General features: G+C 41.7%; 17 protein-coding genes and 1 tRNA gene. 10 read left to right on the plus strand and 8 right to left on the minus strand.

Features of this window, described 5'->3' with window-relative positions:
* Position 1: 1 nt before the first annotated feature.
* Positions 2-1,147 carry an MFS transporter gene (locus ACP5L5_RS06000; RefSeq protein ID WP_428762342.1) on the minus strand — a complete coding sequence of 382 codons (1,146 nt, stop codon included), beginning with the start codon at positions 1,145-1,147 and terminating at the stop codon, positions 2-4.
* A 278-nt stretch (positions 1,148-1,425) separates the two neighbouring features.
* Between ACP5L5_RS06000 and ACP5L5_RS06005 the strand changes: the two genes are divergently transcribed.
* From ACP5L5_RS06005 to ACP5L5_RS06025, 5 genes are all read left to right on the plus strand, one after another.
* Entirely contained in the window at positions 1,426-1,632 is a 207-nt protein-coding gene (locus ACP5L5_RS06005; RefSeq protein WP_428762343.1) for a hypothetical protein, read from the plus strand.
* A 453-nt stretch (positions 1,633-2,085) separates the two neighbouring features.
* Complete coding sequence (locus ACP5L5_RS06010; RefSeq protein ID WP_428762345.1) at positions 2,086-2,370, plus strand: hypothetical protein; 285 nt, start codon at positions 2,086-2,088, stop codon at positions 2,368-2,370.
* Positions 2,363-2,644: a hypothetical protein gene (locus ACP5L5_RS06015; RefSeq protein WP_428762346.1), complete on the plus strand. Its 282-nt coding sequence runs from the start codon at positions 2,363-2,365 to the stop codon at positions 2,642-2,644. Before ACP5L5_RS06010 ends, ACP5L5_RS06015 begins: the two co-directional genes overlap by 8 nt.
* A gap of 53 nt (positions 2,645-2,697) precedes the next feature.
* Positions 2,698-2,958, plus strand: coding sequence for a hypothetical protein (locus ACP5L5_RS06020; RefSeq protein WP_428762348.1), 261 nt, complete (start codon positions 2,698-2,700; stop codon positions 2,956-2,958).
* Positions 2,959-3,016: 58 nt separating this feature from the next.
* Positions 3,017-3,112 (plus strand) — tRNA-Cys (locus ACP5L5_RS06025).
* Between the two features lie 57 nt (positions 3,113-3,169).
* Here ACP5L5_RS06025 and ACP5L5_RS06030 read toward each other — a convergent pair.
* A complete protein-coding gene (locus tag ACP5L5_RS06030) occupies positions 3,170-3,583 on the minus strand; it encodes a hypothetical protein (protein ID WP_428762350.1) in 414 nt (137 codons plus the stop codon).
* A gap of 137 nt (positions 3,584-3,720) precedes the next feature.
* Positions 3,721-3,993 carry a hypothetical protein gene (locus tag ACP5L5_RS06035; RefSeq protein WP_428762352.1) on the minus strand — a complete coding sequence of 91 codons (273 nt, stop codon included), beginning with the start codon at positions 3,991-3,993 and terminating at the stop codon, positions 3,721-3,723.
* A 170-nt stretch (positions 3,994-4,163) separates the two neighbouring features.
* On the opposite strand from ACP5L5_RS06035, the gene ACP5L5_RS06040 reads away from it, so the two are divergent.
* From ACP5L5_RS06040 to ACP5L5_RS06055, 4 genes are read left to right on the plus strand one after another with little or no spacing between them, the layout of a single operon-like run.
* A complete protein-coding gene (locus ACP5L5_RS06040) occupies positions 4,164-4,580 on the plus strand; it encodes a DsrE/DsrF/DrsH-like family protein (protein WP_428762353.1) in 417 nt (138 codons plus the stop codon).
* A 10-nt stretch (positions 4,581-4,590) separates the two neighbouring features.
* A complete protein-coding gene (locus ACP5L5_RS06045; protein WP_428762355.1) occupies positions 4,591-4,833 on the plus strand; it encodes a sulfurtransferase TusA family protein in 243 nt (80 codons plus the stop codon).
* Between the two features lie 15 nt (positions 4,834-4,848).
* Positions 4,849-6,042, plus strand: a complete 1,194-nt coding sequence (locus tag ACP5L5_RS06050; RefSeq protein WP_428762356.1) for an NAD(P)/FAD-dependent oxidoreductase — start codon at positions 4,849-4,851, stop codon at positions 6,040-6,042.
* A 5-nt stretch (positions 6,043-6,047) separates the two neighbouring features.
* Positions 6,048-6,671: a DUF1641 domain-containing protein gene (locus tag ACP5L5_RS06055; protein WP_428762358.1), complete on the plus strand. Its 624-nt coding sequence runs from the start codon at positions 6,048-6,050 to the stop codon at positions 6,669-6,671.
* A gap of 1 nt (position 6,672) precedes the next feature.
* Here the strand turns inward: ACP5L5_RS06055 and ACP5L5_RS06060 are convergent, their stop codons facing one another.
* Genes ACP5L5_RS06060 through ACP5L5_RS06075 form a run of 4 tightly spaced genes read right to left on the minus strand, consistent with a single transcriptional unit; the run spans position 6,673 to position 10,875 of the window.
* Positions 6,673-7,542: a hypothetical protein gene (locus tag ACP5L5_RS06060; protein WP_428762414.1), complete on the minus strand. Its 870-nt coding sequence runs from the start codon at positions 7,540-7,542 to the stop codon at positions 6,673-6,675.
* Between the two features lie 49 nt (positions 7,543-7,591).
* Positions 7,592-8,599 (minus strand): thioredoxin-disulfide reductase, encoded by a 1,008-nt coding sequence (trxB, locus tag ACP5L5_RS06065; protein ID WP_428762360.1) that lies wholly within the window; start codon positions 8,597-8,599, stop codon positions 7,592-7,594.
* Between the two features lie 46 nt (positions 8,600-8,645).
* The gene (gene galT, locus ACP5L5_RS06070; RefSeq protein ID WP_428762362.1) at positions 8,646-9,626 is read right to left on the minus strand and encodes a galactose-1-phosphate uridylyltransferase; all 981 of its coding nucleotides are present in this window, start codon (positions 9,624-9,626) and stop codon (positions 8,646-8,648) included.
* Positions 9,616-10,875, minus strand: coding sequence for a galactokinase family protein (locus tag ACP5L5_RS06075; RefSeq protein WP_428762364.1), 1,260 nt, complete (start codon positions 10,873-10,875; stop codon positions 9,616-9,618). The genes galT and ACP5L5_RS06075 overlap by 11 nt, the downstream gene beginning before the upstream one ends.
* A gap of 67 nt (positions 10,876-10,942) precedes the next feature.
* Between ACP5L5_RS06075 and ACP5L5_RS06080 the strand changes: the two genes are divergently transcribed.
* Complete coding sequence (locus ACP5L5_RS06080; RefSeq protein ID WP_428762366.1) at positions 10,943-11,395, plus strand: aminoacyl-tRNA deacylase; 453 nt, start codon at positions 10,943-10,945, stop codon at positions 11,393-11,395.
* Here the strand turns inward: ACP5L5_RS06080 and ACP5L5_RS06085 are convergent.
* Complete coding sequence (locus tag ACP5L5_RS06085) at positions 11,376-12,590, minus strand: PUA domain-containing protein (RefSeq protein ID WP_428762368.1); 1,215 nt, start codon at positions 12,588-12,590, stop codon at positions 11,376-11,378. The genes ACP5L5_RS06080 and ACP5L5_RS06085 overlap by 20 nt on opposite strands.
* Positions 12,591-12,592: the final 2 nt, after the last annotated feature.

The raw sequence follows: 12,592 nt of genomic DNA on the forward strand, positions 1-12,592 counted from the left end.
CTTATCCTGCCCTAGTTACCCTTTTTATTATTAATGTTGATACCAACGCCACAACAGCGCATATAAGTAATACTACACCTAGTCCAAAACTCAGGTTTTTAATGAATAAAATCGCCACAAGGGGAGGACCAACCCCACCTAATACCCTACCCAATAGAAACGCGAAGTTGGAAGCCGTTGCCCTAAACCTCATGGGATAAAGCTCACTTATGAATACACCCAGGTATGAGAATATTGATGATGAGAAGTATGCCATAGCCATGGGAATCACTACGTAATCTAAGGATGTAACTGGTATTATTAATAATGCTATAGCCGACACAGCAGCTATAGTGCTTAGGGCAAGTAGGACTTCGGTCCGGCCATATACGTCCGAGAGGTACCCAGCCAGTATGTAGGCTATAACACCAATTATGGGTAATGCGATTAACCAAGCATGGAGATCACCAACCCTAACCACGCTCAGGTATGTGGGGGCTAAAGAGACCAGTGGTATTGTGTAGAGGAATGCTGAAGCCACCAATGCCGTGGACAACACAGTCAATAGCAGGTACTTACCCCTAAACAACTCACCATAACCAACCCTAGAGATACCCACCTTGCTCGTGGTCTCGGGTATTGTGATCACAAGAGGTACTGATAAGACAAGGGATAGGGCACCAACAATAAATAATGCTATTCTCCACGACGGTATAATACTCGTTAAAGCAGCATCCATCAAAATACCGACGAAGTAAATACCCTGAACAAGACCACCCATTAAACCCCTGCCACCCTTCCAAACTTCAGTGATCACGGCATACGTTATCCCATTCTCAGCATTAACGCCAAAACCAACCAAAAACCAAAACACATACAACACCCACAGCACATTAACAAAACCGGCAACTAAGGTAAATACTGAGAAGATCAATACTGACACCAACAAGCCAACACGCCTACCATACGCATCAGCAAGCATACCCAAAACAACACCACCCAAAGCACCACCAATGAAGGATAACATCACGAGAAACGAAAGATACTTAATACTAACATGAAACTCAGCGGCAATCCCAGGAAATAAATAAACAACGGAGAACACGCAAAATGCGCTCATGAGAAACGGAACAAGAACACCAACAAAAACCAAAAACCTATTAACCATCATAAACAATATAATCAAACAAAATATTAAACCTTCTCACAAATCCAACAACATAAAAGGTGTAACCATAACTAGTGGTAAAAACTCACCTTGACAAGTCGTGAGCTATGTCTCGATTAAGCCCTTCACAATATAGGAATAAAACAGTCAAAGCACATAATTTACGAAACAAATCCATCGAAACCCCTTACCCCCACGTTCCTCATTAATTAACTTTCTACCATTACACTGAAAGTAATTTATTAACCAAACGGATAAATTAAACGTATGAATGCTCAATGGCTCCTAAGATCCCTGACAATATAGGGATTTACTATGGTGATTGCAGACCAGGTAGGAAGTGCGTGGCGAGGGAACCCGTGACGGATAAGGCTACCAGAGACGAAGTAATTGAACTACTTAAGGAGACCATAGATAGGATTGATAAATGGGTATCCATGGAGATCGGTGGATTAATGATTACGTTAGTGAAATTAAGGAGTTAGTTAATAGGTTCGGGAACTACGAAGAGGTGAATGAACAGCACAGATCAGTAATAGGTTCGATCAGGGAGATCCTCCATCACTACTAAACAGATGAGTAACGACCTAAGAAATTACTGGACCAGCGCTTTAGGAAATGAGGTTGCGGAATTAACCCGGGAGATAACGAGTGGGAGGGCCCGCGTAATAATAAACAGGACAAGCAAGACTCTTGCAGTCCACGTCTATAAAAACCACGTGGGGCTAAGCATAAACAAAATACGAAACAACGACAAAAGCATAACAATACAACTAAGACTCAAAGGCCTAAACGGACTCAAAATACAAATACCCAACATATTCAGGGAAACCATGAACAACTAAGACTACGAAAAACTCGAAAAAGAAACACTAACACCACTAAGACTAGGGCTTGCAATAACCGACGAAGGAAGAGACGCAAACAACAGACCAACAATGATCACAGCATACCTATGGCAAACCATACTATGGATGCTACTATACCCAGGCAAGATATACATCAGCATCAACGCCATCGACATAAACAAAAATGACGTAAAAATTAAATGGTACTTGGTGGCTAATGATTATGTCTCACTGAAAAACAAGGCTATTGATATACTTAGAGGATTTAATTATGGGGAGTTACTAAGGTTTATGAGTACGGTAATACTTGGTGATGGTAATGTAACCTTACTAAAACATAGTAACAGTAAAGCCAGGCTAAAGCCCCGTGATTAAAATATCCATTGGCCAAGTTGAGTTTAATGAATGGGAACCGATTCTTAGCATGCTAAAAAATCATGACATTGACTATGAGATATTCAACAGCGCGAAAGGTGAGGTTCCAATATTTATTAGAGGTAATAATGCCATTAACTTGGCGAGGAAAATATTTGATACTACACCACCGGTAATAAGGATATTATTTGATGTTCTTAATATTGATAAGTGGAATAAATTGAAACAAATGACTAATTTAATGCCAATAGGAGGCATCCTCAAATTAAGATAGCTGGTATAAGGTTTTCTATAGATGTTTTTAAGAGGGGCGTCGAACTAAGGGTTGTGAGATACAATGAGGTTGATGCGCATAAAATTATTAAGCAATTAAAACAAATATACGGTGAGGATTTTGATGTTAGGAAGAGGAAAGCTGAGAAGTGTGTAAAGGTTGTAATTCCCTGGGATGAGGTTAGGGCACGTGAAGACATTAAAATGTCGGTCATTCCTAAGCTTTATGAAATGTTAAATAGGACGAAGAACGAGAAAAGGAAAGAACGAATAATCAGGGCATTGACGGAACTTGATCCGAATTATAAAGGATAAAAATTATTCAAACCGAACCTGCCGAAAGGCTTAAATCTCCCGTACAAGAACATAAAATGCCCCGGTGGCCGAGTGGTGAAGGCGTTGGGCTGCAGGATCAATTTCTAATGCAGACACCCAATCTTCCCGGGTTCGAATCCCGGCCGGGGCTCCAGGAAATTTTATTAGTTTGTGTATTGGCGTTTTAGGCAGTGGGCTTTGGGTGGGGTTTTTAGCAGTTTAGGTTGGTTATCACACTTGTTATCGTTATCATTCTCCTTGTCCTGCCTTTGCTCATTGCCTTTCTACACATCCTCTTTAGTACTTTGTAGATCTCGACCACGAGGTCTTGGTATTTCTTGATTTCATTCATGCTCATGTAGACCATGCATCTTCCGTTCCATTTAGTCAGCTCAGCTCCATTATAACTTGTTCTCTTCAACCTCTCTAAAATACTCATGGCATCCCCATAATCCATACGCACGGTCCTAAGCTCCACGTAGCCGCTATTATCCACGTAAACAATCAACTTCACATCGGCTTCATCAACTAATGATCTATCTAGGGGCTTAACATTCATGTTGACTAACGCCAATAGTTGCCTAAGCTTCTCGGCATCAAGCAACTTGCCCCAGTCCTCAATCAAAGTCTCAATCGGTTTTGTCAGTGGACCTTGGTCACTGTAGCTAGGTAAGTAACGCCTAAGCCTGGTTCATGCAGGGTGGTTTACTTGGAGTAACTTACTTAATGCATTCATTGCCTTGGTGAATTCATGGTGAACAATCATGATTGACTTAACAACATTATAAAGCCCCTTGTTTTTGTGAATCCTAGATGCCAGTTTCTCCCTAAACGCCATAACCCTAAAGCCCATTGACGACTTAACCTACCCAACCCCTTAACCTTCCTCTCGAGGTTGATTAGGTAGACCCACCTGTTGAAGGATTCATTGACACCAATTGACAATTGGTATGACTTGACATTGCCAGGAGACACAACGAATGCACTTGGCATGTAGGTTAACTTACTCAGTAACTGATCATTAGGAGTCTCCACGATAAGTTACGTAGTATGGACATTATTGACTTATGAATGCTTTTATACTGTTTTGTTTTTATCTATATTTTTTCTTGGTCTTTTGTTTAGTTTTATAAGATTATTTTTTAGGTGCATAAAATGCACTTGATTTTATTATTTTTATTCATTTGAATACTCCGTATCCTTGTATGAGCTCGGGTAAGGATAAGATAAGCATGATCGTGTTCTCGGGTACGGAGGATAAGTTAATACCAGTGGGTGTGATTTCTCAGGCAGCTGCGGCGCTTGGTTATGAGGTGAATATCTTCTTCACTGGATGGGCAATGTTTAAGCTACTGAAGAACCCAACACCACCCGTTTGGCCTAGGGAGTTTGAGCAGTTTGCTCCTAGGCTTCAGGAGGGTATGGCCAGGATAAAGGCGCCCACATGGCTTGACATGCTTAGGGAAGCTAAGAGCATGGGTGCTAAGGTGTATGTTTGCTCCATGATGTCGTCGGCAGCCGGTCTTAAGAGAGAGGACTTCGATCCAGCACTTGTTGATGATATTGTTGGTGTAACAACATTCCTGGAGATGGCAAAAGGAGGACAAGTATTATTCATATGAGGTGGTGGTTATGAGCCAGGGTAACAAGGTTCTTGTGGATGCGAGGGGTATTGCCTGTCCTGGACCCATTACTGAAGTTGTTAAGGCGTATAGGAATGCAAAGAATGGTGACATTATCGAGGTCTGGGCCACAGACTCAGGCTTCGAACCAGATATAAAGGCCTGGATACAAAGAACAGGAAACCAACTAATTGAATTAAGGAAAGAACCCGACAAAATAATCGCCATAATCAAAGTAACCGCGAAGAAATAATTAGGGTTGAGAACAATGTCCTCTGTTAAAAAGAGGGTTATTATTATTGGTGGTGGCGCCGGCGGTGCAATACTTGCTAATAGGCTTCCTAGGGATGAGATTGAGATTACTGTCATCGATAGGCAACCCTATAACTATTTCTGGCCCTGGCTACTGTACATAGCCTTCAGGGGCTCTAAGAAAACCATTAAGCGTGAAATACGTTCAGTGCTAAAGCCCTGGATCAATTTCATCCAGTCAGACGTTAAGGCTGTTAATCTCCAGGATAGGTACGTGGAACTTAAGAATGGGAAAAGACTAGAGTATGACTATGTCATAATAGCCACAGGAGCCACCGTGGAATACTCAAGGATTTCCGGCCTTGATAAGGTCACCGAGATGTTTGGTAATTACCATAGCAATGAGGAAAATGCCTGGAGGGTTTGGCAGACATTAAATAGTATGAAAGAGGGTACGTTAGCGATAATTCTGGCTCCAGGTGCATATAGGTGTCCACCAAGCCCCTTGGAGGGTACATTCCTTGCTGAGGAATTCTTCAGAAGGAGGGGTTTGAGAGATAAGGTGAGGATTGTCTTTGCCACTTTCTATCCAAGGCCATATCCCGCGGAGCCCATGAATGAGTTAATAGAGCCATTGCTTAAGGAGAGGGGTATTGATTACGTAACCTTCTACACACTCGACCGCATAGACCCTGAGAAGAGGGTTGCCTACTCAATGGAGGGTGAGGAGCTTAAGTTTGATGCGGCAATAGTTATACCACCTCACGTTGGTGTTGATATTAAGTATATGCCTGAGGACATACTCGACAGTGATAGGTTTATTCAGGCGGATAAGTTCACGAATAGGATTAAGGGATTTGATGATGCCTTCGTTATTGGTGATGCCTCAGCACTACCAGTGGCTAAGACTGGAGTTACTGCTCATCTGCAGGCTGATGTTGTTGCTAGGATACTTCAGGGTGAGGATGCCCGTAATACTGGGCGTACTAACTGCCCATTTGATGTTGGTTATGGTCTTGGTACATTCGTAATAAGTGATTTCAATAACTCAACTATTAAGTATCCGATAAATAGAATTAATCACTTATTTAAGGTAGCCTTTGCGGCCGCTTATTGGGACATAATACTATATCCAGAGCTCTGGGATTCCATATTCGAGGCTTATTTTGAGGCAACGGAACCCGCGAAACTACGTTATCTGTATAGGTGAGTGACATGTTCGAGAATCAGCTAGAGTTTGAGAGCAAGCTTCTTGAGGTGTTAACGCCTGAGTACCTTGAGCCTCTCATTAAATTCCTAAAGGTTATGAAGAGACTTGATGAACTTGGCATACTTGATTCATTAAATGACTTATTGAATAATGAGGTTGTTGAGGATCTTATGAAGAATCTATTAACGACAAGCATCATTAAGTTGCTCAATGATTATGATAGGCTACTATCCATACTTGTAAAGCTTACAGAACCTCATGTAAAGGAAGGCCTTGAGAAGGCACTTGACCTGGTAGGTGCAATGGGTAATGTTGGGTTATTAGATACGTTGAGGGATTTACTCGGTGATCCCGAGGTATTGAGTGAATTAATGCATACACTTATTAATGAAAATAGTACATATTTAATGACCAATTTAGATACGTTGCTTGAGTTCATGGCACGCATTAGATGCTGTGCATATGTAGCGTCCCTAAATGCTGCGAGGGAAGTTACTATTGATGGTAAATCCATAGCCGAAACAATGAGTGAGGTATTAAGAGATAATGACGCCAGAAGAGGATTAAGGTTCCTATTACTGGCGGCTAAGTACTTAGGCAAGCAATTGAGTGAAAGTGAGGTTAGGTAAATTACACCTTTAAATAAACAATGTATGCCTTTAATCCATTAAAATTGTTACCCATATCATATTCCTTAAACCATAATCCGTCATTACCCATTGCTAAGACATACGCCTTAATGTAGTCTCTTAATTGAAGAGTCTCCTTGGTTGTTATTACACGAATTATAATGTTATCTCTCCTATATGATACCTTATCCTCCCTCTCCATTAGTAATAACTCAAGAGCGACCTGTATTGGTGAGACGCCAACGACTCTGTAGATCATTATTCTGTTATTACCATCACCTGATTGATAGATTGCATCTAAGTATGGCTTTACAACCTGAGAGTCTAGTAATGAATCCATGACTAATGCCACAGAACCACCATTATTAGCAACTGTATACACTATTTCCTCAAAACCCTGCGGCTCATAATTCACTAATCTCTGCATGGCGCATGTACATTTAGTGAACTCAAGGTAACTCGTTGGAACACTATCAGTATAGAAGGCCACAGCAGTAGCCCTCAATACCCTATAGATCCTAAATGTCATGCTTGGTATTGTGCCAAGCCCAATATCTATGGCGTAAAGCCCAGGTGTTACGTCAATCCTATCCTGCGTGAGATTCCTAAAATTAAGCCTATACATGTACCTCCTTCTCTCCTTAACATCCAGGTAAGTCTCTATCAATCCTCTTTTACGCAGTAGATTAATGGCGTTCCTAGCCGTTCTTGTTCCAAGGCCTGTGCCATCAATTATCTCCTTAAATGTGATGTAATTCTTATTATTTATTAAGTGCTCGAATTCTAAATAATTAATAATCAATCTGGCCGAGAGAGGTAATTCCTCAAGTGTGCCTACGGTCTCTTCCTCCTCATTATGCTCACCTTTCATCACAATAAATTAGATTAGTACCTCGTATAAATAAAGTTTCCTTTTTATCTTAACGTCTGTTAAATCCGTATCTCCTAATTATGTAGTTATAAGCTGAGTAGGCTGCTAGGGCGCCTTGACCAGCGGCTACTACGATTTGCCTAAAGTCCCTTGGTGTTAGGTCAATGCAGTCACCAGCTGCGTAAATACCTTGTATGCTTGTTTCCATTAGGTGATTAACCTTTATGTAACCATCCTGTGAAAGTTCAAGGCCCATCCTCTTAAACAACTCAATAGGCGGCTCTGCGCCTATTTCGACAAATAATCCATCTAATGGTAACTCAAGGACCTCCTTAGTATCTACCCTCTGTAGCACTGCCTTTCTGAGTAACTTATCACCTTGCAATTCCTTAACAACGGCGTTCCATATGATCTCTATCTTCGGATTCTTAAGCAGTAAATCCTGGTAATACTTCTGAGCCCTCAATTGATTCCTTCTGTGTATCAGGTAAACCTTACTGGCATACTCAGTTAGCAACAGTGCTGCTGATGCCGCTGAATCACCACCACCAACCACAGCAACAACCTTACCCTTAAATAATGGTGCATCACAGGGGGCGCAATAACTAACACCCCTACCATTGAATGCATCTTCACCAGGTACGTTAAGCTTCCTCTTCTTCTCACCAACAGCGATTATTATGGTTCTACCCGTATACTCATCCCCATTTAAAGTATAAACCTTGAATAAGTCGCCATCCCTCTCCACATTCTCCACAGAATCAATAATTATCGGCACATTGTAGTACTTAACATGTTCCTCAAACTTAGTCACTAGGTCGGGGCCCATTATCCTTGTATAGCCGAGGTAATTCTCAACCCAGCCAGACTTACCAACCTGTCCGCCTATTTCCTCCGTAATTATTATGGTGCTCATTCCATACCTAGCCGCGTAAATTGCTGCTGATAAGCCTGCAGGGCCTCCGCCAATTATTATAGTATCATAAACCTTTCCACTCAGTTCCTCACTAACTCCAAAATCCATCTTAGTGACTGAGATCTTGAAGGTGCTGCTCATTGTGCCGTAAAAAGCAGAATTTAATAAAAACCTAACGCAGTTATTATCAACTCTTATGAATACAATTCATATTTATCGAATCCCTTATCCTTTGGACATTCTCCTCAGGTACTGAGTCGTACGTGAAATTACCGCCTCCAGTCTCCATACCCGCCGCATACTTAATCTTATCCTCCTCCCTCAATATACCATAAACCTCAATGTGCAGATGATAATATGCATAGTCACCCCTTAAGGGCGCCTGGTGTAATACTAGTATGTATGGCATGGGTTTACTAAATACATGTGTTAATCCACATAATGATACCTTAAGGACTTCTGACAGGCTTCTAACTTCCTCATTCGTAAGCTCAGTGATCAATTGAACATGCCTTTTTGGGTATATATGTACCTCAAAGGGCCAATGGGAATAAAACGGCATGAATGAGACCCATTGATCATTGTTATAAATTATCCTAGCATCGTCTTTAAGCTCGGCCTTAACTATGTCGCAGAAAAGACACCTACCATAATTATTGAAGTATTCCCTGGCACTATAGAGTTCTCTCTCAATTCTGCTTGGTGTGAAGGGCAATACGTAAACTTGACTATGTGGGTGTGTTAACGAAACACCGATCTCCCTACCCTTATTTCTAAACCAAAGAAAGTAATGCGCATAGTCCTTACCTGATTCTTCCCTCACCTTATTAATTATCATACTTAGGACATACTCTATCTGGTCAATGGGTAAGTCACTGATATCATCAATATTATGCTCAGGGGTCTCAACGACCACATAGCACTTACCCACTGACCTACTTGTTTTATAGAACCAGTGATTACCAGGTTCCGGTGGGTTTTCCATCAACATTGGGTACCTATTCTCTAGAATGAGGGCCCTCCATCCATAACCAGTCTCTGGATTTCCAGGGCAAAAAGGACAATAATTACTTGGTTGCCACGGTCTGAAGCGCCTAATATTGGATACCAAGACCCATTCCCTCAGTATTGGGTCCCACCTGAGCTCCATCGTGGGCTTACTGCCCATGTATAGTCACCCCACTGTCTATACTAACAACCCAGCCCCTGTGAGCCAAGCCCCTATCCAGGACCTTACCTAACAACTCCTTAGCCTTATCCTCATCCCTAACAAGTGCTATGACAGAACCTCCCAGACCAGCCCCAGATAATTTAGCTCCATAGGCACCCTCACTCACTAGGAAATTAACTAACTTATCTATTTCAGGTAGGCTAACATCATAGTACTCACTAAGTAATTTATGTTGATAGGTCATAACCTTACCAATCAACGTCTCCCTCCAATCATAACTGGAAACTAAGCTATCTACCTCAGTATTACTTAAGTTAAGCGTTTTTATTAAGTCCTTAATATCAACGGCCTCTCCCTTAATAACCTTCAATGCCAATTTCGTACTTTCGTTAGCTCTCAATGTATATAATATCCTTCTCCTGGGTGTGTCATCCAGTTCCCTAATAAATCGCGACATATCATCTTCCTTGATCTCATCCCAATGAACCTCCCAATAATGGATCCCAAGTTTCTTCCTCAGATTCCCTGGTATGTCCATATTAAGTAATTTACTAAGTCCTTCATCTATCTCCTGCTGACGCCTAGGATGTATATCCGCAGTACTATGCCTAATGCCTGTATCCACAACCAGGAACGCTCCACTGAGGCGTGGTAGAACCTCGACATTATAGGGAGGCTTGGTCTCAATAACGACAATATCGCCAAAGGCAGCCGCATACTGATCAAGCCTACCGCAAGGTATACCCATAACATCGTGCTCTGCCTCGTAGGCTATCTCGGCGACTGCCTTTCTATCGAGGTTGAATCCATTAACTGCACTGATTGCAGAGGCTAACGCTACTAATAATGTTCCGCTACTTCCAAGTCCTGACGCTATTGGTACATAACTACGTATCCAAGCCCTAAAGGGATTAACTACATAATCGTGTTTCATAAATGCCATCACAAGAGCCCTAATGTAATCACCAAACCACTTACCACCAATTAATCTTAAACCACTTAGTGAGAATTTGTCGAAGTAATTCACATTATCATCCCTTAAATTACCTGACGCCACCATAAACTCACCCTGGGATTTAGAAATAGCGATGTAAGTCCTTAGATTAATACCAACGGCAACCACCGGCAACCCTTTATAATCCTGGTGCGTATTCAGAAAGTCTAATCTGCCAGGTGCCGAAGTTACCAGGGTTGGTTCCTCATTAAAGAATTCCCTGAATTCCCTAGTAACTATGTCTACGGCCATAATTACTGAAGTGTCTTTATAATTTATTGTATTAAAGGATTAAAGGGCAACTTATTAGTTAAGTATTGTGGTTGAGGTACGTAGAGAGAACATTATGGGATTAACGGTAGACATCCTCGAATTCAACCATGGTGTCGAGACAGTGGAAAGCGCGTCAAGGGAGAGTGGTGAACCTGCAACTAAAATAGTGAAGACATTATTACTTAAGGTAGATGATGAATATTTAGTGGCGATAGTTAGGGGTGATAAGGCAATTAATTTTGATAAGTTGTCCATGTTGCTGGGTAAACATGCGGCCATGGCTAAGGCTAGGGAGGTTAGGCAGGTGTTGGGTGTTGATGTTGGTGCAGTAACGCCACTTAGCAATAAGGTTTTATCGCTTAGGGTTATTATGGATCCATCAGTACTGGAGAATGAGTATGTATTATGCGGTGGTGGATCCAGGAACACGTTGATTAAGATTAATACTAGAGATTTGGTGGATCTGCTTAAGCCTGAGTTCATTGACGCATTTGAGTAGGCTTCCTGAGTTTGGCTATAAAATAGCCTGGCGTATCATGTACATGCGGGTAAAACCTAGTGACCGAGTTTCTATACCTATCAACAAGACCGCCGGATGTGTTAGGTATGCTTATGTCAATAACCTCGAACCCCAGGTTCTCGGCATAGGCTATGTTGTCCTCGTTCTCAAGTGGTGGTATTGTGCATGTTGAGTAAACCAGGACCCCACCTGGCTTCAGTAGTTTCCAGGCAACCTTAATGAATTGCTCCTGGTACTTTGCTGCCGATTTCACTGTTTCCATGGTCTTCATGTCAAAGAGCCTGGGTCTAACGCCCATGTCAGTGCAGGGTGGATCAATTAATATCTTATCCACAGTGTTAATTAGGTCGGGTTCATCAATGTCCAGAAACCTTGTATCCCTAACCTCAACCCTATATAGGCCATCCATTCCCAACCTACTTAGATTCTCGATTATTTCCCTAATCTTATTCTCACTTCTATCAAACGCATAAACCACAGCCTTACCACCACTAAGTTGTACTATGTGGCTCGTCTTACCACCTGGTGCAGCATTCATGTCAACAATCACATCACCAGGTCTGGGATCTAATACATGGGTAACCCATTGAGCTGGTAGGCTCTGATCATAGAAAAGACCAAGCTCATACTCACGCAAATCCCTAACCTTAGGCATATTATATACACTAACCAGTGTCTTAACAGCGATGCCTCGCCTAATGCTTCTAGCCTCATCACCATTAACCTCAGCAATTCCAAAGGCAACTATCTCACCATTGGGAGCAACTATATTAACCTCATCACCCTTCTTAACATCCTTATTCATTTTAACCACGCCAGGTACATATAAGTTAGCACCCACATAAACACTCTCAGAGGCTTTTTTATCGGCTAAGACGTACTTACGCGCCGAAGGTACTTTATTAGGTCCCTTTACAGGGAACCACAGGGCCTCGGGTAGATCCTTATCTTGATAAACATCAACTGAGTGTTCGCGTAATAATTTTAGTAATTCTTCAGGACTTATCTTCAATGTATTGACTCTTATATAATACTTACTCGGTGGTTTCCTTATACTTTCGAAAATGCCCTGCAATTCACTGTCGGAGAAGTACTGTAAAAGGTATTTATATAATTGATAGTCAAGCCTATGTCCTTTAACAATTTCCACCTCTCTTTCCTCACTACCCCTCATTC

The sequence above is a fragment of the Vulcanisaeta sp. genome (genome assembly GCF_049966235.1).
GTDB classification, from domain to species: Archaea; Thermoproteota; Thermoprotei; order Thermoproteales; family Thermocladiaceae; genus Vulcanisaeta; species Vulcanisaeta moutnovskia.